The 18,203-nt window shown below is 67.9% G+C and carries 14 protein-coding genes and 1 tRNA gene; 9 read left to right on the forward strand and 6 right to left on the reverse strand.

All coding sequences use genetic code 11. The features are described from left to right. The first annotated feature begins 49 nt into the window (after positions 1 to 49). Together tyrS and ASE72_RS00635 are read left to right on the forward strand one after the other, a co-directional pair. Positions 50 to 1,288 (forward strand): tyrosine--tRNA ligase, encoded by a 1,239-nt coding sequence (gene tyrS, locus ASE72_RS00630; protein WP_056015497.1) that lies wholly within the window; start codon positions 50 to 52, stop codon positions 1,286 to 1,288. Positions 1,289 to 1,394: 106 nt separating this feature from the next. Next, complete coding sequence (locus tag ASE72_RS00635; RefSeq protein ID WP_056015499.1) at positions 1,395 to 1,712, forward strand: PilZ domain-containing protein; 318 nt, start codon at positions 1,395 to 1,397, stop codon at positions 1,710 to 1,712. A gap of 4 nt (positions 1,713 to 1,716) precedes the next feature. Here the strand turns inward: ASE72_RS00635 and ASE72_RS00640 are convergent, their stop codons facing one another. Further along, positions 1,717 to 2,157 carry a DMT family transporter gene (locus tag ASE72_RS00640; protein WP_056015501.1) on the reverse strand — a complete coding sequence of 147 codons (441 nt, stop codon included), beginning with the start codon at positions 2,155 to 2,157 and terminating at the stop codon, positions 1,717 to 1,719. A gap of 45 nt (positions 2,158 to 2,202) precedes the next feature. Next, a complete protein-coding gene (gene recG, locus ASE72_RS00645; RefSeq protein WP_056015503.1) occupies positions 2,203 to 4,254 on the reverse strand; it encodes an ATP-dependent DNA helicase RecG in 2,052 nt (683 codons plus the stop codon). 120 nt (positions 4,255 to 4,374) lie between these two features. On the opposite strand from recG, the gene ASE72_RS00650 reads away from it, so the two are divergent. Both ASE72_RS00650 and mfd read left to right on the forward strand, forming a co-directional pair. Next, complete coding sequence (locus tag ASE72_RS00650) at positions 4,375 to 4,641, forward strand: FAD assembly factor SdhE (RefSeq protein ID WP_056015505.1); 267 nt, start codon at positions 4,375 to 4,377, stop codon at positions 4,639 to 4,641. A 118-nt stretch (positions 4,642 to 4,759) separates the two neighbouring features. After that, positions 4,760 to 8,230, forward strand: coding sequence for a transcription-repair coupling factor (gene mfd, locus ASE72_RS00655; RefSeq protein ID WP_056015507.1), 3,471 nt, complete (start codon positions 4,760 to 4,762; stop codon positions 8,228 to 8,230). Positions 8,231 to 8,242: 12 nt separating this feature from the next. Here mfd and ASE72_RS00660 read toward each other — a convergent pair whose 3' ends face one another. Next, entirely contained in the window at positions 8,243 to 8,698 is a 456-nt protein-coding gene (locus ASE72_RS00660; RefSeq protein ID WP_235532177.1) for a YybH family protein, read from the reverse strand. Next, positions 8,695 to 10,389 (reverse strand): EAL domain-containing protein, encoded by a 1,695-nt coding sequence (locus tag ASE72_RS00665; protein ID WP_235532178.1) that lies wholly within the window; start codon positions 10,387 to 10,389, stop codon positions 8,695 to 8,697. Before ASE72_RS00665 ends, ASE72_RS00660 begins: the two co-directional genes overlap by 4 nt. Before the next feature lie 112 nt (positions 10,390 to 10,501). Here ASE72_RS00665 and moaA point away from each other — a divergent pair, with 112 nt between their 5' ends. From moaA to ASE72_RS00685, 4 genes are all read left to right on the forward strand, one after another. Next, entirely contained in the window at positions 10,502 to 11,536 is a 1,035-nt protein-coding gene (gene moaA / locus ASE72_RS00670; RefSeq protein ID WP_235532179.1) for a GTP 3',8-cyclase MoaA, read from the forward strand. Continuing rightward, positions 11,533 to 12,312 carry an NAD kinase gene (locus tag ASE72_RS00675; RefSeq protein WP_056015511.1) on the forward strand — a complete coding sequence of 260 codons (780 nt, stop codon included), beginning with the start codon at positions 11,533 to 11,535 and terminating at the stop codon, positions 12,310 to 12,312. Before moaA ends, ASE72_RS00675 begins: the two co-directional genes overlap by 4 nt. 75 nt (positions 12,313 to 12,387) lie before the next feature. Then, positions 12,388 to 12,462, forward strand: a tRNA-Asn gene (locus ASE72_RS00680). Between the two features lie 241 nt (positions 12,463 to 12,703). After that, complete coding sequence (locus ASE72_RS00685; RefSeq protein WP_056015513.1) at positions 12,704 to 12,985, forward strand: hypothetical protein; 282 nt, start codon at positions 12,704 to 12,706, stop codon at positions 12,983 to 12,985. Between the two features lie 125 nt (positions 12,986 to 13,110). Here ASE72_RS00685 and ASE72_RS00690 read toward each other — a convergent pair whose 3' ends face one another. After that, positions 13,111 to 14,988, reverse strand: coding sequence for a methyl-accepting chemotaxis protein (locus tag ASE72_RS00690; protein WP_235532180.1), 1,878 nt, complete (start codon positions 14,986 to 14,988; stop codon positions 13,111 to 13,113). Positions 14,989 to 15,147: 159 nt separating this feature from the next. Between ASE72_RS00690 and ASE72_RS00695 the strand changes: the two genes are divergently transcribed. Continuing rightward, positions 15,148 to 16,269: a carbohydrate porin gene (locus ASE72_RS00695; protein WP_082445707.1), complete on the forward strand. Its 1,122-nt coding sequence runs from the start codon at positions 15,148 to 15,150 to the stop codon at positions 16,267 to 16,269. A 55-nt stretch (positions 16,270 to 16,324) separates the two neighbouring features. On the opposite strand, the gene ASE72_RS00700 is transcribed toward ASE72_RS00695, so the two are convergent. Beyond that, positions 16,325 to 17,269, reverse strand: coding sequence for a GGDEF domain-containing protein (locus tag ASE72_RS00700; RefSeq protein WP_056015515.1), 945 nt, complete (start codon positions 17,267 to 17,269; stop codon positions 16,325 to 16,327). Positions 17,270 to 18,203 lie beyond the last annotated feature (934 nt).

Here is an 18,203-nt window from a genome sequence, read left to right on the forward strand (position 1 = left end):
CCGCGCCGCCGGGATGACGGACCGCGCAACCGCTGCTAGTGGCTGCGCGATGACCTACAAGTCCGACCTGCTCACCACGCTGACCTCGCGCGGCTATGTCCACCAGATGACCGATGCGGCCGCGCTCGACGCGCTCGCGGGCAAGCAGGTCGTGCCGGGCTATATCGGCTTCGACCCGACCGCGCCGTCGCTGCATGTCGGCAGCCTTGTCCAGATCATGCTGCTGCGCCGGTTGCAGCAGACCGGTCACAAGCCGATCGTCCTGATGGGCGGCGGCACCGGCAAGATCGGCGATCCGAGCTTCAAGGACGAGGCGCGCAAGCTGCTCGGCGAAGACGGGATCAAGGCCAACGTCGCCTCGATCCGCCGCATCTTCGAGCGCTTCCTGACGTTCGCGCCTGAAGGTGAAGCGGGCGGCCCCACCGACGCGGTGATGCTCGACAACGCCGAATGGCTCGACGCGCTCGAATATATCCCGTTCCTGCGTGACGTCGGCCAGCATTTCTCGGTCAACCGGATGCTCGCGTTCGACTCGGTCAAGCTCCGCCTCGACCGCGAACAGTCGCTGAGCTTCCTCGAATTCAACTACATGATCCTCCAGGCCTATGACTTTCTCGAACTGTCGCGCCGCGCCGAGTGCCGGTTGCAGATGGGCGGATCGGACCAGTGGGGCAACATCGTCAACGGCATCGAACTGTCGCGCCGGATGGACGGCACCGAGGTCTACGGTGTCACCACCCCGCTGATCACGACCGCGGATGGCGGCAAGATGGGCAAGACGATGTCGGGCGCGGTCTGGCTGCACGAGGACCAGTTGCCGCACTTCGATTACTGGCAGTTCTGGCGCAACACCGACGACCGCGACGTCGGCCGTTTCCTGCGGCTGTTCACCGACCTGCCACTCGACGAGATCGCACGGCTCGAGGCGCTCGAGGGTGCGGAGATCAACGCCGCCAAGATCGTGCTCGCCAACGAAGCCACCGCGATGTGCCGCGGCCGCGCCGCCGCGGACCAGGCCGCGGAGACCGCACGCAAGACGTTCGCGGAAGGCGCATCGGGCGACGCGCTGCCGAGCCACCCCGTCGGCGACGCCGATATCGGCATCGTCGAGGCGCTGGTGGCGCTCGGCTTCGTCGCGTCGAACGGCGAGGCGCGGCGCAAGATCGGCGAGGGCGCGGTGCGCGTCGATGGTGAACCGGTCCGTGAGGCAACGGCAAGGATCGCCGTCGCCGCCCCGGTTCGCCTCAGCCTCGGCAAGAAGCGGCACGGGATGCTCGTCCCCGCCTGATACCGGCCGGGCGCGTGTGGTAAATCGCCCATTAGCCATGCCGGTTCTCATGCGCTTCACGGCGTCTGTTTTAGGATCGAAGCGGAACTCAAGCGGGACACGATCGATGCCAGACCAGGCGATGGCGATTCAGGAGACGCGGTCCGAACCGCGCGACGAGGTCATGCACCGCACGCGCGCGACCGACGGCGAGGGCAACGGCGTCAAGCTCGTTCTCGTCAACGTCTCGCCGAGCGGGTTGATGGCGCGCTGCGACCGCGATCCGGTCGCGGGCGACCTGTTGCGCGTCGTGCTGCCGATCATCGGCGAGGTCGTCGCGCAGGTCCGCTGGTCGCTCGGCGGCCGGATCGGCTGCTCGTTCGACAGCACGATCCCGCTAAAGGCCTATTACGGCATGCTCACCGCGATGCTCCGCAACAGCTGAGCAGTCAGCCGGCGCGGACCAGCAGGACGCCGCCGATCACCAGCGCGACACCCGCCAGCCGCGCGAGGCTGATCGGCGTCGCGCTGAGGCCGAGCAACCCGAACCGGTCGAGGATCAGTGCGGTCACCAGCTGACTCGCGACCGCGATCGTAAGCGCGGACGCCAGCCCCAGCCGCGGCGTCGCATAGGCGAGCGCGGCGACGAAGCACGCGCCGTACACGCCCCCCAGCCACGCCCATCCTGGCGCGCCCTTCAATGCCGCGGGCATCGTCCGGTCGGTCGCCGCCCAGACCGCGAACAGAATGACCGTCCCAACCGCGAACGACACCAGCGAGCCCAGCCACAACGAGCCCGACGCCTTGACCAGCGCGGCGTTGGTGGGCGGCTGGATCGCGAGGCCGATACCGGCGAGAAGAACGACGAGGATGGGAAGCAGGGCGGCCATCGCCGGTCCGTGATCGCTCGCCCCACCCCGGTCAACCCGCCCCAGTCAACCCGAGCGGAGCAACGCCACGCCGGCGTCGCGATCGAACAGGTACAGCGCGGTGCGCGCCGCCTGCCCGCGCGGCCCCTCCAGCCCGCCGTCGCGATCGATCAGCAGCCGCGCATCGTCATGCGCGCATTGGAGAAGGTCGGCCATCATGTCGGGCGTCGCGAGCCGGAACGCCATCTCGCCCGATTGCTTCGTACCTAGTAGCTCGCCCGCGCCGCGCAGGCGGAGGTCCTCCTCGGCGATCCGGAACCCGTCATTCGTCTCGCGCATCAGCGCGAGCCGCGCGCGCGACGTCTCGCTGAGCGAGCTCCCACGCATCAGCAGGCAGATCGACCGCCCGCTGCCGCGCCCGACGCGCCCGCGCAACTGGTGCAACTGCGCGAGCCCGAACCGATCGGCATGCTCGATCACGATCAGCGTCGCGTTGGGCACGTCGACGCCGACTTCAATCACCGTCGTCGCGACCAGCACGGCGGTGCGCGCGGCGGAGAACTCAGCCATCACCGCGTCCTTTTCGGCAGGCTTCATCCGGCCATGGACCAGCGACACCTTGTCGCCGAACCGCGCGCGCAGCGTCTCCGCGCGCATCTCTGCGGCGGCCAGGTCGCTCTTCTCGCTCTCCTCGACCAGCGGGCACACCCAGTACGCCTGCCCCCCGTCCGCCAGATGCCGGCCCAGCGCGTTGACCACGTCGTCGAGCCGGTCCTCGGAGATCACCCGCGTCTCGATCGGCTGGCGGCCCGGCGGCATCTCGTCGAGCCGGCTGACGTCCATCTCGCCATATTGCGCGAGCGTCAGCGTGCGCGGGATCGGCGTCGCGGTCATCGCCAGCAGATGCGGCGGCGCGATCCCCTTGGCCTGCAGCGTCATCCGCTGCGCGACGCCGAAACGGTGCTGCTCGTCGACCACCACCAGCGCAAGGTCCTTGTAGGCGACGGCATCCTGGAAGATCGCGTGCGTGCCGACGAGGATGTCGATCTCGCCGCTCGCCAGCGCCATCAACGTCGCCTCGCGCACGCGGCCCTTGTCACGCCCGGTCAGCACGCCGACCTCGATCGGCAACCCGGCAAGCGTCTTCCTCAGCGTCTCGTAATGCTGGCGCGCGAGGATCTCGGTCGGTGCAAGCATCGCCGCCTGCGCGCCCGCCTCGACCGCGATCAGCATCGCCATCGCCGCGACCAGCGTCTTCCCCGAGCCGACATCGCCCTGCAGCAGCCGCAGCATCGGCGCGGTCTGCCCAAGATCGCCCTCGATCTCCCCCACCGTCCGCGATTGCGCGCCGGTCAGCGTGTAGGGCAGTTTGAGCATGCCGCGCAGCCGCCCGTCGCCGTGGAGCGCCCGCCCCCGCCGCTTGCGCGTGTCGGCGCGGACGAGCGTCATCGCGAGCTGGTTGGCAAACACCTCGTCATACGCCAGCCGCTCGCGCGCCTTGGCGTCCGACGGGTCGGCATGGATGCGCGCGAGCGAATCATGCCAGCCCGGCCATTCGCGTTTCGCCTTCAGCCCCGGCTCGATCCACTCGGCCAGATCGGGCGCGCGCGCGACCGCCTGCGTCGTCAGCGCCGCCAGCCGCCGCGAGGTGAGCCCCTCCGACAGCGGATAGATCGGCTCGCGCTCGCGCAACTCCTCGTCGGGTTCGACGATGTCGGGATGCACGATCTGCAGTTCCTGGCCATATTCGTCGAGCCGCCCCGAGACGCGCTTCGCCTCGCCGATCGGCAGCAGCTTCTTCGCCCAGCCCGAACTTCCGCCGAAGAAGACGAGGCTGACATAATTGCCATGCGCGTCGGTCGCCTGCACGCGCGTCGGGCCACGCCCCGCGCTGACGCGGTGCTCGCGCGCGGTCAGCGTGATCACGATGATCCGCCCGGCATCGCTCGCCATCAGCTCGGTGCGCGGCAGGCGATCGACATAGCCGGTGGGCAGATGGAAGGCGACGTCGACGACGCGCGCCAGCCCGAGCCGGTCGAGCGGCTTGGCGAGCGCAGGCCCCACCCCTTTCAGGACGAGGGTTTCGGCGAACAGCGGATTGAGGATTTCGGGTCGCATGACTATCTGCTGGCCTAACCCAGCCCTGATCCGTCATGCCAGCGAAAGCTGGCATCTTTTGGTGACCGGGCGCCCTATCCGCATAAGACCCCAGCCTGCGCTGGGGTGACGAGGTGTACCTTGGACCACGAAACCCGCCTCAAGCGCCTCGGCTTCCGCAGTTCGCACCGCGGCACGCGCGAAGCCGATATGATGATCGGCGGCTTCTTCGAAACCTATGGCCGCAGCTGGACGCCCGAGCAGCTCGACTGGTTCGAAGCGCTGCTCGAGGAGCAGGACGTCGACATCATGGGCTGGGCGATCGGCTCGATTCCGTGCCCGCCCGAATGGAACGGCCCGATGATGCAGGCGATGCGCGACATCAATTACGTCACGGTCGTCAAGTAACCTACTCCCTCTCCCCTCCGGGGAGAGGGTCGGGGTGAGGGGCAGCCAAGCAGCGCAGCGCCTAGGACAGCCCCTCACCCAACCCTCTCCCCGACGGGGAGAGGGCTTCAGGAACGATATGCCAGATCTGAACACCATCCTCTCCGCGACGACCCCGCTGACGCTGTCGGGCGTGCCGTCGGGGTTCCAGCCGTCGCTGCTCGCCGATCTCGCGCGCGCCGCCAAGACTCGCGCGGTGTTCATCGCGCCCGACGATGCGGCGATGCGCGCGATCGCCTCGACCGCGGCGTTCTTCGCCCCCGATCTCGAGATACTGAGCTTCCCCGCCTGGGATTGCCTCCCCTATGACCGCGCCTCGCCCACGCTCCGCGTCATGGCCGAGCGAGTCGCCGCGCTGCAGCGCCTGCAAGGCAAGCCCAAGGGCCCGCAGCTCCTCCTGACCACCGCGAACGCCGCGACACAGCGCGTCCTCACCCCGTTCCGCATCCGCCAGCTCGTCGCGCGGCTCGCGCCCGGCGAGCGGATCGGCCGCGACAAGCTCGCGACTTTGCTCCAGGCGAACGGCTATGTCCGCACCGACACCGTCCACGACCAGGGCGAATATGCGGTGCGCGGCGGGATCGTCGATCTCTACCCGTCGGGCGAGGACCACGCGCTGCGGCTCGACTTCTTCGGCGACGAGATCGAGAGCGTCCGTACCTTCGACGCCGCCGACCAGCGCACCACCGGCCGGATCGACGGCTTTGTCCTGCTCCCCGCCTCCGAAGCCTTGCTCGACGAGGACTCGATCAAGCGCTTCCGCACGCGCTACCGCGACGCGTTCGGCGCGACCGCGACGGGCGATCCGATGTACCAGGCGATCTCCGAAGGCCGGCGGATCGCAGGCATGGAGCATTGGCTGCCGCTCTTCGAAGAGAAGATGGCGACCTTGTTTGACCATCTCGGCGCCGACGACGTCCTGGTGCGCGACAGCGGCGTCGCCGCGGCGGCGGAAAGCCGGCTCGAATCGATCGCCGACTATTACGAGAACCGCAAGCGTGCCGAGGCCGCGCAACCCGGCAGTTACCGGCCGATGCCCGCCAAGGCGCTCTATCTCGACGCGCAGGACTGGTCGGGCGCGACCGAGGCGTTCGCCGCGCACATCACCTCGCCCTTCCACGAGCCGGAAAGCGCGACCGTGCTCGACTTCGCGGTCGACGGCCCGCGCGACTTCGGCCCGGAGCGTGCCGCACAGGCGAACATCTACGAAGCCGTCGCCGATCATGTCGAGAAACTGCGCAAGCAGGGCCGCAAGCCGATCCTCGCCAGCTACTCGATCGGCGCGCGCGAACGCCTCGGGAGCCTGCTCGCCGATCATGGGATGAAGGGCGGCAAGCACGCCGAGACCTGGCAAGAGGCGCTCGGCGTCGCCGATACCGCCAAGAGCTTCGGCGTCGCGCTCATCGTCCTCCCGCTCGATCACGGCTTCACCGCGCCGGGAGTCGCGGTCCTCACCGAGCAGGACATGCTCGGCGACCGCCTCGTCCACCGCAAGAAGCGCAAGAAATCCGCCGACGCGTTCCTCGCCGAACTCGCGACGCTGACGCCGGGCGACCTCGTCGTCCATACCGAACATGGCATCGGCCGCTACGAGGGGCTGACCTCGATCCCCGTCGGCCAGAGCCCGCACGACTGCGTCGCGCTGAGCTATGCCGGCGGTGACAAGCTCTACGTGCCGGTCGAGAATATCGACGTCCTCTCGCGCTACGGTTCGTCGGAGGAAGGCGCATCGCTCGACAAGCTCGGCGGCGAAGGCTGGCAGCGTCGCAAGTCGAAGATGAAGGAGCGGATCCGCGAGATCGCGGGCGAGCTCATCGCGACCGCCGCCGAACGCGCGCTGCATCCCGGCGACGTGCTCGAACCCGATTCGAGCGGTTACCCCAGCTTCGTCGATCGCTTCCCCTATGAGGAAACCGAGGACCAGGACCGCGCGATCGAGGAGGTTCTCGCCGATCTGTCCGCGGGCAAGCCGATGGACCGGCTCGTCGTCGGCGATGTCGGCTTCGGCAAGACCGAGGTCGCGCTGCGCGCCGCGTTCGTCGCGGCGATGGGCGGCAAGCAGGTCGCGATCGTCTGCCCGACGACATTGCTCGCGCGCCAGCACTACAACAACTTCGTCAGCCGGTTCGAAGGCTTCCCGATGAACATGGGCCGCCTCTCGCGGCTCGTCACCGCGAGCGAGGCGAAGGCGACCAAGGAGGGGCTGGCGAACGGCACGATCGACGTCGTCATCGGCACGCACGCGCTGCTGGCGAAGAATATCGACTTCAAGCGGCTGGGCTTGGTCGTCGTCGACGAAGAACAGCGGTTCGGCGTCACGCACAAGGAGCGGCTGAAGGCGCTTCGGGCCGACGTCCACATGCTGACACTGACCGCGACGCCGATCCCGCGCACGCTGCAGATGGCGATGTCGGGCATCCGCGAGCTGTCGGTGATCCAGACCCCGCCGGTCGATCGCCTCGCGGTGCGGACCTACATCATGCCGTTCGACCCCGTCGTCCTGCGCGAGGCGCTGCTGCGCGAACATTATCGCGGCGGGCAGAGCTTCGTCGTCACCCCGCGCGTTGCCGACCTGCCCGAGATCGAGGAGTTCCTGCGTGAACAGGTGCCCGAGATCCGCTTCGTCGTCGCGCACGGCCAGATGTCGCCGACCGAGGTCGAGGAGCGCATGTCCGCCTTCTACGACAAGAAGTTCGAGGTGCTCGTCTCGACGACGATCATCGAGAGCGGGATCGACATCGCGTCCGCCAACACGATGATCGTCCACCGCGCCGACCGCTTCGGCCTCGCCCAGCTCTACCAGCTGCGCGGACGCGTCGGCCGCTCGAAGACGCGTGCCTATGCCTATCTGGTCACCCCGCCCGAGCGGCAGATGACGGTGACCGCCGAGAAGCGGCTGAAAGTGCTGTCCGATCTCGATTCGCTCGGCGCCGGGTTCCAGCTGGCGAGCCACGATCTCGACATCCGCGGCGCCGGCAACATGCTTGGCGACGAGCAGACCGGGCATATCAAGGAGGTCGGGTTCGAACTCTACCAGGCGATGCTCGAGGAGGCGATCATGGACGCCAAGTCGGGCGGTCTCGCGTCTGCGCGCCCGAAGGACTTCTCGCCGCAGATCACGGTCGACGCGCCGATCCTCATCCCCGAGGAATATGTCCCCGATCTCGACCTCCGGATGGGGCTGTATCGCCGCCTGAACGAGCTCGACGAGGGCCAGGAGATCGAGGCGTTCGCCGCCGAGATGATCGATCGCTTCGGCCCGCTGCCCGACGCGACCGAGAATCTGATCAAGGTCATCGAGATCAAGCTGAACGCAAAGCGCGCCTGCGTGTCGAAGATCGACGTCGGCCCGCGCGGCGTGCTGGTGTCGTTCCACAACGACACGCCGCCGAACATCGACAAGCTGCTCGCTTATGTCGAACGGCTCAACGGCGTCGCGCGGTTGCGCCCCGACAGCAAGCTCGTGCTCCAGCGCGCCTGGGGCGATCCCAAGGCGCGGCTCCACGGCGCGCTGCAATTGTCGAAGGGGCTGGCAAAGGCGGCGGGCTGAGCGCCGCCGCGCTCAGCTGCTGTGATCGGTGATGATCTTCCACGCGCCGTCGCGCCGTTCGAAGACGAGCGTCGTCATCCCCGTCTCGCTGCTCGTCGCGCCCGTCAGCGTCCACCGCGCGATCAGCACCGCATGCGTCGGATCGATCCCGCGCATCTCGAGAAAAGTAAAGCCCAGCCGCCCACGACTGTTGCCACCCGCACTGAAGCTCGGCGCGTACCGCGCGGATATCACGGACTTTCCGCGCAACACTCCCTTCGGCGTGACGAACAGCGCGTCGTCGGCATAGATCGCCACGAACCGCGCGAGGTCGCCGGCGTTCCACCCCGCCGCGCTCGCCTCCATCGCGTGCCGGATCGCCACCGATGCGGGGGCCTGCGCCGCCGCCTGCGCGCGGCTGCTCGTCGGTGTCGCGCCCGCGGTGATGAGCGCGAGGGCAGCCAGCGGCATCAGGATCGCGCGCATCATGTCCGCGCCATCAGTTCGAGCAACGCCGCCTCGCCGACCGGTTCGGACAACAGGAACCCCTGGTACAGCCGCGTCCCGCACGCGGCGAGCAGCTCGAGCTGGTCGGGCGTCTCGACCCCTTCCGCGATCACCGACAGTCCCAGCGAGCGCGCCATCGTGATCGCGCCGGCGACGACCACCCGGTCCCGCTGGCTGCCGCCGATGTCGCGGACCAGCGCCTTGTCGATCTTCACGTAATCGAGCGGCAGGTCCTTCAGATAGGCAAGGCTCGAATAGCCCGTTCCGAAATCGTCGATCGCCACCCGACACCCCGCGCCGCGCAGTTCGGCGAGCAGGACCGATGCGATCGCGAGATCCTCGATCAGCCCCGTCTCGGTGATCTCGACGGTCAGACGCCCGCGCGGAAAGCCGCTGGCGTCGACCCGCGCGAGGAACAGCGCCGCGAACCCCGGCCGCGTGATATCCGCCGCGGTCAGGTTGAGCGACACGCGCAGCGCCGACAACGCCTCCGGCCACGCGACCGCCCGCGCGAGGACGAGGCGCTGGATATGATCCGACAGCGCGATCCCCAGGTCGGCGCGATCCGCCGCGGCGAACAGCGCGTCCGCCCCGAGCGGTCCGAGCTTGCGGTGGTCCCAGCGTGCGAGCGCCTCGACCCCGACGATCCTGCCGCTCGCGATCTCGACCTGCGGCTGGAAGCGGATGTCGATCTCGTTGAGTTCGATCGCGTGATGCAGGTCGATCGCGAGCGTATCGAGCGGAACGCCGTTCGGCGCCGACGCGACCTGCAGCACCGCGCCGTCGCTCGCCTTCGCATCCGCCAGTGCATCGCTCGCGCGGCGCAACAGCGACGCGGCTCCGTCTTCCGGATCGCGCATCGGCTCGGCGCGCCCCGTCGCTGCCGGATGGCTCGCGACGCCGAACCGGCAGCCCAGCACCGCGAGCGCCGATGCCACCGCGAACGGCCGCGCCAGCGCCGCGTCGAGCGCCGCGATCAACCCGGCAAGATCCGCATCCATCGCCTCGACCGCGACGACGAACTCGCCGCCGCCGGTCCGCGCGACGCAGGCGGGGGCTTCGATCGTGCCCCGCGCAACCGCCTCGGCGCGCGCGACGGCCTCCTCGATCAGCGCGTCGACGGCCGACCGCCCATGGGCGGCATTGACGATGTCGAGCCGTGACAGCGACACGAGCACGATCGAGACGGGGCGCGCGGCCGAGATCCGGTGCGCGATCCAACCGCGGGCCGCGTCCGCGCCGCGATCCATACGCTCGGCGGGTATCCCCAGCCGGCGATCGGCGGGCTTTCTGACCGCCCGCGCGGCATGGCGTTCGGCGAACCGCACGCTCTGCACGATCACTTCGTCCTCCGCCGGCATCGTCAGGAAATGCGTCGCGCCCGCATCGTAAATCGCGGCGATCGACGCCACGTCCGTCTCCGCCAGCAGGACCAGCAACGCGCCGCCCTTCTCCGCGACCCCCGGTGCAAGCGCCCGCGTCGCCGCGAGCGCATCCGCGATCGCATCGCGCGCGTCGAAAATCGCGACCCGCGCCCGGCTCGAGGCATAGCCAGAGACGATCGCACCGATCCCGGCGGCGGCAGTCGTCACGTTCCAGCCCCCGGCCGTCGCTATCTTGGCGATCTCGTCGCCGTGACGGAACGCGCAGGCGAACAGCATCGTTCTGTTCACTATGTCAGTATTTTCAAGTGCGGCAGGTCTCATCCCCGAGAGCCTAGCCCTCGCATCGCCTGCCGCCAATCCTGGAACGCACTTGTCGCCCGCGACGGCAGCACCTAGCTCTATGTCGATGGCGACCGACACCAATCTCGAAAATCCGTCGGCGCTCGGTCGTCCGCTGATCGACCGCCATCAGCGGACCATCCGCTATCTCCGGATCTCGGTCACGGACCGCTGCGACCTGCGCTGTCGCTACTGCATGTCGGAAAAGATGACCTTCCTCCCGCGCAGCAAGTTGCTGAGCCTCGAGGAGATCGCGATTATCGCCGAGCGCTTCATTGCGCGCGGCGTGACGAAGATCCGGCTCTCGGGCGGCGAGCCGCTCGTCCGGCGCGACGTCGGCGAACTCGTCACCCGGCTTGGCGGCAATATCGGTCGCGGGCTCGAAGAGCTCACGATGACCACCAACGGGACGCGGCTCGCCGAACACGCCGAGGCGATCGTCGATGCCGGCATCCGCCGCGTCAACGTCAGCATGGACAGCCGCGACCCCGACCGGTTCCGCTACATCACGCGTCATGGCGACGTCGATCAGGTGATCGGCGGCATCATGGCGGCACGCGATGCGGGTCTCGCGATCAAGATCAACATGGTCGCGCTCAAGGGGTTCAACGAGGACGAGATCGCCCCGATGCTCGCCTGGTGCCGCGACGAAGGGTTCGACCTGTCCCTGATCGAGACAATGCCGCTCGGTGCCATCGATGAGGATCGTACCGATCGCTTCCTTCCGCTGACGACGGTGTTCGAGCAGCTCGGTACGCAGTTCACGCTCGCACGCGACGCGCACAAGACGGGCGGCCCTGCCCGCTATTGGAACGTCGACGGTTCGCAGACGCGGCTCGGGCTCATCTCGCCATTGACCGCGAATTTCTGCGACGGTTGCAACCGCGTCCGGCTGACGACCGAGGGCAAGCTCTACATGTGCCTCGGCCATGACGATCAGGTCGATCTGAAGGCAGCGCTCCGCGACGGCGGGATCGCGGGTCTCGATACCGCGATCGACGCCGGGCTCTATGCAAAGCCCAAGCGCCACGACTTCCGTATCGGCCAGGGCGAGGGGCCCGCGGTCGCGCGTCACATGAGCGTGACGGGCGGATGACGCATTACGCGCGCCGGGCGCTGGTCGTATCCTCGACGCCCCAGGCGCGCGAAGCCGCGGCGCAGCTGACCGATCTCGGCGACTGGGTCGGCGAGGACGAGGCCGACGTCGTCATCGCGCTCGGCGGCGACGGGTTCATGCTCCAGACGCTCCACGCGATGCTCGAGCGTCGCAAGCCGGCGGTGCCCGTATTCGGGATGAACCTCGGCACCGTCGGGTTCCTGATGAACGAATGGCGCCACCACGGCCTCGACGACCGCTTGTCGCGCGCCAAGCCGTTCAAGGTTACGCCGCTCAGCATGACCGCGGTCGGGATCGACGGGCGCACGCACACGCTGCCCGCGATCAACGAAGTGTCGCTGCTTCGCGAGACGCGCCAGACCGCCAAGCTCGAGGTGACCGTCAACGACCGCGTCGTGCTCCCGGAGCTCGCCTGCGACGGGATCCTCGTCGCCACCCCCGCAGGCTCCACCGCGTACAATTTCTCCGCGCAGGGGCCGATCCTCCCGTTGGGGTCGGGGATGGTCGCGCTGACGCCGATCAGCCCGTTCCGCCCACGTCGCTGGCGCGGTGCGATTCTGCCCGACAAGGCGCGGATCCGCATCCGCGTGCTCAACCCCGGCAAGCGCCCCGTCTCGGCCGTCGCCGACCAGCGCGAGATCCGCGACGTCGCGCAGGTCGACATCTGCATGGACCGCGCGCGCGAGCTCACCCTGCTGTTCGATCCCGAGCACGCGCTCGACGACCGCATCACGATGGAGCAGTTCGCAGCCTAGCCTTTTTCTGGTTTTTCGCGACAAACCGGGTTGCATCGTCCGACTGGCCGTTTATAGAGCCGCCTCCGGCAACGTTCCCTGATAGCTCAGCGGTAGAGCTCTCGACTGTTAATCGAGTGGCCGTAGGTTCGAATCCTACTCAGGGAGCCATTTTTCGCCGACACACCCCCGATCAATAACTGCCCGTGCGTCATTGCGAAGACGCTCGGCCATCCGCTCGATGGGCCTTCCCACTCCAGCGATATCGGCTCGGCCCCTGCGGTTCGGGCAGGAAACCGACCCCGTCGGGAACCCGGCTTATCGTATTGGGTTATTGATCGCGGTTACTTTTTGCATCCAGGGTCGTTCAACGACCGCGGCCTCTACGGCTGCCCTTATCGGGAGACTATATATGATGAAGACTTTGATCCTCGGCGTGAGCGCGCTGTCCATGACCGCCCTGCCCGTCGCGGCAAACGCTGCGACCGCAGCTCCTGCAGGCGCAAATGCCGCTCGTGCGTTGTCCGTTTCCCCCGCGGTCCGTGCGGGTACGTCGACGTCCAAGTCGAGCAAGCTTGCCGGGCTGCAGGGTGCCAGCATCGCACCGATCGTGATCGGTGTCGGCATTCTCGCGGGCGTCACGTATCTCATCATCGACAATGAGAACGACAACGACCGTTCCGACAGCAACTAAGATGGTGGGCCGAGCTTAGTCTCGGCCCATTTTTCTTGTGCGCACTGCACGGGCATCGTGATCGGTGGTGCGGCCCAGGCGGTATCACCTTGTGATACTCTACCCCGCTGTCGATCATGGTCCCGTCAGAACGATGACCATTCCTCGCCCGCGTCTGCCATCTCCCGTTGGAACGTAGTTGCAACACTGCCCTGCCCGTTCACCGAACGCGGCCTTGGAGTGACGGTCGAGACTGCGCGATCCCCTACCACCGCGCTGCGTCGTGATGGCTCACCGATTCTGAACCTGGCTGCCTGATCCGATAGTCCGGCGACCTCCGTGGTGAGGTTGCGCGCGGCGGCGGACGTCTCCTCGACCATCGCTGCATTCTGTTGCGTCGCGCGGTCCATCGCCCCCACCGCTGCGCTCACCTCGGTGATCGCCGAGGACTGCGCCTGGTTGTCGGTCGCGATGTTCGCGAGCAGCGCATGGACTTCGCCGACATCGCTCGCGATCGCCGACAGCGCGCCGTCGACGCGCTTCACATGTTCGACCGCTGTCCCGATATCCGTCTGCGTTGCGGTCAGCTGCTGGCGCGCACGCCCCGCTTCCTCCTCCGCGCGCATCGCGAGCGCGGACACCAGGTCCGCGACGACCGCGAACCCGCGTCCCGCCTCACCCGCTCGCCCCGCCTCGACCGCCGCGTTCATCGCAAGGACGCGCGTCTGGAACGCGATCTTGTCGAGCCCTTCGATCACGCTGTCGATACCCTTGGCGCTGTCGCTGACGCGGGTCATCGCCTGGACCGCCTCGTCGGCGATGCCACGTCCCCCGGCGACCGTCGTGATCGCACCGTCGGCGCGCTCGACGGTCCGCTCGGCAGCCACCGCGGTCGCCTTGAGCCGCTCGTCCATCTGCGCGATCGCGGCCGAGGTCTGCTCGAGGCTCGCCGCATTGCCCTCGGTGCGCCGCGCGAGGTCCTCGCTTGCGTGCGCGATCTCGTCGGAGCCGGTGCGGATCATCGTCGCGCTGTCGGCGACCGACCCGATCAGCGACCGAAGCCCGACCAGCGCGCTGTTGAAATTGTCCTTGAGCCCGGTGAAGGGCGCGTGGAGATCCGCAACGATCTCCACGGTCAGATCGCCCTGCGCGAGCGCGGTCAGCCCGGTCCCGAGACTGTCGACGATCAATTGCGCCTGCGCCTGCTTCGCTGCCTCGGCGGCCTGCAGCTGGTCGCGGAACGCGAGCATCGCCTTTGCCATGTCGCCCAGCTCGTCGCCGCGCCCGGCGCCTGCGACCTCCGCCTTGAGATTGCCGCCTGCCAGCGCGCGCATCGTGGTCGCCAGCGTCACCATCGGGTCGACGACGCGGCGGATGGCGAGCACGACCACCAGCAGCGTCCCGGCGACGCCCGCGAGCAGCGTGATGACGAGCACGATCATCGCGATCCTGCCCATCCGTTCGGCCGCCACCACCGCGCGCGCTTCGTTCGCCTCGATCGCGTCGGTCGCCGCGGCCATCGACACCTCAAGCTTGCGGAATTCACCGAAGAACGCGGGCAGCATCCGCCTGGCCCGCGCCGGATTCTCGTCGATCTTCGCCATGATGGCCGTCGCGGAGGCGACATAGCCCGCCATCGGCGCGCCGAGTTTCGCGGTCAACGCAGAGACGTCAGCCGCCCCCTTATAGTGCGTATCCGCACCGATCGCGCGCTGCAGTTCGGCGCGGTGGGTCACGAAGTCCTTTATGACGTCGTCGTGTCGGAGCGGGCTGTCCGGTTCCGCCGCCTGGAACGCGGCCAGCACGTCACTGCGGATCGCGTCGTGCATCATGTCCGCCTGTCCGTGGTTCACGAGCAGCGCGGCGGACTCGGTCTGCCGCTTGAGCGCGGCGGGCTGCATCCAGGCCGCGCCGATCCCCGTCCCGCCGCACAGCAGGATCAGCCCGACCAATATCCCCCCGGCGATGCGGATCGAGCGTCCCAGCGACATCGTACCCGCGTCGCTCTTGTACTTGCTCAACATTGTTTGGCGCCCATCCACAAAGGAGAAATTCACCATCCTATAATAGCCAGTATTGGCGCGTCTGGAGGATGATCGGTGGATATTGTCACGAGACGCCGCCTATGCGGTGCAGCCCTGCCCCTGGCATTGCTGTGGCCGACATCGATATTCGCGCAAGCCATGTCGGACGATGCCGCCCCTGCCCCCCATCCGGTCTCGATGGAGGTCCGCTATGTCGCCGACGCGATCGGCGTCCTCGCGGGTGGCAGCGATCGCGGCGCGCGCGCACTCGGGAATCTCGACGTGACGACCGACGGCGATCTCGATCGCCTGATCGGGTGGCGCGACGCGACGGCGCACGTCCATCTGCTGAGCAACCATGGCGGCGCGATCAACACGCTTGCAGGCACGATCCAGGGCGTCGACAACATCGAAGTCGCGGACGGACGGACCAAGCTGTACGAAGCCTGGGTCGAACAAAGGCTCTGGCAGGATCGCGTCTCGCTGCTGGTCGGACTGTCCGATCTCAACGTCGATTTCTACCAGGACGATTCCGCCGGGATGCTGATCGCGCCTGCGTTCGGGATCGGGTCGGAACTGGCCGCGACCGGACCCAACGGCCCCTCGATCTTTCCGTCGACCGCGCTGACGTTCCGCGCGGACGTCAGGATCGGTGGCACAGGCTATGTGCGCGCCGCGATCGTCAATGCGCGCGCGGGCGTGCTGGGCGACGCTGCCGGGATGGACCTCGGCATGCATGACGGCGCGTTGCTGATTGCGGAGGCGGGTATGACCGCGAACGGCAAGCTGGCGATCGGCGCATGGCGATACACCAGGCGGCAGGACGATCTGTTCGCGCGCGACGTTACCGGCGCGCCGGCACACCGCATCGCGACGGGCGCCTATGTCCTGCTCGACCAGCGCGTGTCTGGCGATGATGACCGGGGCGTTGACGTCTTCCTGCGCGCAGGCTTGTCCGAGGGCAGGACCACGCCGTTCGTCGGTGGGTTCCAGACCGGTGTGCTGGTCCGCGGCGCCATATCGGGCCGGCCCCGGTCGGAACTTTCGACGGGCGTCTTCCAGGGCGCGCTGTCGTCCGCCTTCCGGCGCACTTTAGCGATCTCCGGCCAGCACCCCGATGCGACCGAGACGGGGTTCGAGCTCACCTATCGCGATACCGTCGCGTCGTTCCTGACCATCCAGCCCGATCTGCAATATGTCCGCCGCGCGCATCTCGAGCGCGGGCACCGCGACGTGCTGATCGGCGGGGTCCGGATCAGCATGACGTTCGACCGGTCCTGAACCGATCGGGCCGGGGCAACATTGGTGCTGCCCGAGGCTCGTCGATCGAAGCGTCTCAGCCCTCGACCTGCCCCAGCCCCCTGACCGCGGCGCGGTACAACGCGGCGCGTGCCTGGCTCAGGGCTGCCTCCTGATCGCCGCCCTGCCCCACGACGATCCCCGCGGACGCCGTCACCACGCCGATCCACTCGCCACTGCCGCGCAGCTTGAGCCGGCGTGTTTCGAACGACGCGAGAACTTCCTCGGCGAGCCCGCGCGCGGCGGCCAGCGCGACGTCGGTCACCACCAGGACGAACTCGTTGCCCGTCCAGCGGATCACCTCTTCCCCGTGGAACGCCTGACGCAGGTTGGCGACGAAGGCACTCAGGACATTGTCGCCGACCGCGTGGCCGAAGCGTTCGTTGATCCCGGCAAGATCCGCGACGCTGAAGATCAGCATGACATAGCTGCGATGCTGATCCGCCAGATGCGCGAACATCGGCCGCGCGCCCTCCGGCGTGAGCGCCTGCGTTGCGGTATCGCGCATCGGGTCCGCGCGCCGTTCGCCCAGCGACCCCAGATCCGCCTGCAGCCGCGCGACGTCCCTGCGCAGATCCGCGAGCTCGCGCTCGGCATCGGACAACCGCGTCACCAGCGCGGTCGACTCGGGCCACCCTTGCGCGTCGATCGACATCGCGGTGACATCGTTGCTCAGCGACTGCGTCAGCGCCTGTGCATCCGACGTCAACGCGTCGAGCTGGTCGGCATGGCGGGTGACCGCGGTCTCGCGCTCCGCCGTCCTGTCGGGCCTTGCGGGTAGATAGCGGTCGCTCAGCGTCTCCAGCGACCGCGCCGTCAGCCGCAGGCCACCATCCGTTTCCGATGCCACGGCACGCGCGAGGTCCGAGTTCGGATCGCCGACGACGGCAAGCGCGAAGGCGTAATTGGCGGCCATGGGCTCGAGACGGTGCACCTCGAGGAATGCCAGCGCATCGCGCGCGGCAACGAACGCATTCGGCATGCTCGTAAAGGACCCTTCGCTAACCCTGCGCTGCCTAACGCGGCGTCACGGTCGTCCGTTTCACGCCGGTGGCACGAATTAGCAAATGTTCTGTTGTCGCAAGCGACCCCGCATCGCCCCGCAGGCCAGGCGGGCATCGCCGGTTTCACCGCCGACACTGGGCTGCCCGGCAGGCGAACGCGTCCGTTTCGGCCGAACCGAGCCTGCGATGTGACGAACTGCTCTGTCATGTTTCGCAACCGATGCTAGCGTATGTCCGTGCCGAAACGTCGCTGACGTGCCGGCCTCGGTGCCCCGCCCGGATGCGAGAGTGTCACACGGACGGGCGGGGCACCTCGTTCATTTGAAATTCACTTATGTTTGTCATATCGACGGCTAGAGGCATCGCTTTCAGTATCGCGTAACCTTCAGCGCCCCGCCAGCTTCAGTCACACGGACCGGCGGGGCGCGCAGCCTCCCGGCGCAAACGACCGATTCGCGACGATAGGTCCGCCCCGATCGATACCCCGCCTCCGCGCCCTGGCGCTCGACGGCTTCCCCGGTCTGTCTCCAGCGATATCTTCTTGATAATTCTGCGCCCGGATCACCCGATCGGACGTTGACCCTGCAGGTATGCCGGGTCGTCGATCCTTTGGCTCGTCACCAAGGCGGCCCGGCATACTGAAGTTTCAAAACCCTTGAACTGCCAGACCATTAGGTCCATATTCGATCTGTCCGACGCACTCCCCCAAGACGGTGACGTCGGCACTGGACTGCGGCCCGCACGAGTTTCCCCCCTTTCTCGAGCGGGCCGTTTCGGTTCCGTATACCGGCCCGCACAAATGCGCGTCGCCGATGAGACAATCCACACTTTGTCAGCGCCGGACGTCGAGCCAGCCGGCCAGATATGCATCGATATCCGCTTGGCGAAACAGCCGCGCGGTGGCCGGAAAGC

This window comes from Sphingomonas sp. Leaf20 (assembly GCF_001421535.1).
Lineage (GTDB): Bacteria > Pseudomonadota > Alphaproteobacteria > Sphingomonadales > Sphingomonadaceae > Sphingomonas.

Bases quoted from the DNA above. Each gene is read 5' to 3' on its own strand.
- tyrS (WP_056015497.1), top strand. From the start codon at position 50: ATGACCTACAAGTCCGACCTGCTCACCACGCTGACCTCGCGCGGCTAT.
- recG (WP_056015503.1), bottom strand. From the start codon at position 4,254: ATGCGACCCGAAATCCTCAATCCGCTGTTCGCCGAAACCCTCGTCCTG.
- ASE72_RS00695 (WP_082445707.1), top strand. From the start codon at position 15,148: ATGTCGGACGATGCCGCCCCTGCCCCCCATCCGGTCTCGATGGAGGTC.
- ASE72_RS00690 (WP_235532180.1), bottom strand. From the start codon at position 14,988: ATGTTGAGCAAGTACAAGAGCGACGCGGGTACGATGTCGCTGGGACGC.
- ASE72_RS00675 (WP_056015511.1), top strand. From the start codon at position 11,533: ATGACGCATTACGCGCGCCGGGCGCTGGTCGTATCCTCGACGCCCCAG.
- ASE72_RS00635 (WP_056015499.1), top strand. From the start codon at position 1,395: ATGCCAGACCAGGCGATGGCGATTCAGGAGACGCGGTCCGAACCGCGC.
- moaA (WP_235532179.1), top strand. From the start codon at position 10,502: ATGTCGATGGCGACCGACACCAATCTCGAAAATCCGTCGGCGCTCGGT.
- mfd (WP_056015507.1), top strand. From the start codon at position 4,760: ATGCCAGATCTGAACACCATCCTCTCCGCGACGACCCCGCTGACGCTG.
- ASE72_RS00700 (WP_056015515.1), bottom strand. From the start codon at position 17,269: ATGCCGAATGCGTTCGTTGCCGCGCGCGATGCGCTGGCATTCCTCGAG.
- ASE72_RS00660 (WP_235532177.1), bottom strand. From the start codon at position 8,698: ATGATGCGCGCGATCCTGATGCCGCTGGCTGCCCTCGCGCTCATCACC.
- ASE72_RS00685 (WP_056015513.1), top strand. From the start codon at position 12,704: ATGATGAAGACTTTGATCCTCGGCGTGAGCGCGCTGTCCATGACCGCC.
- ASE72_RS00640 (WP_056015501.1), bottom strand. From the start codon at position 2,157: ATGGCCGCCCTGCTTCCCATCCTCGTCGTTCTTCTCGCCGGTATCGGC.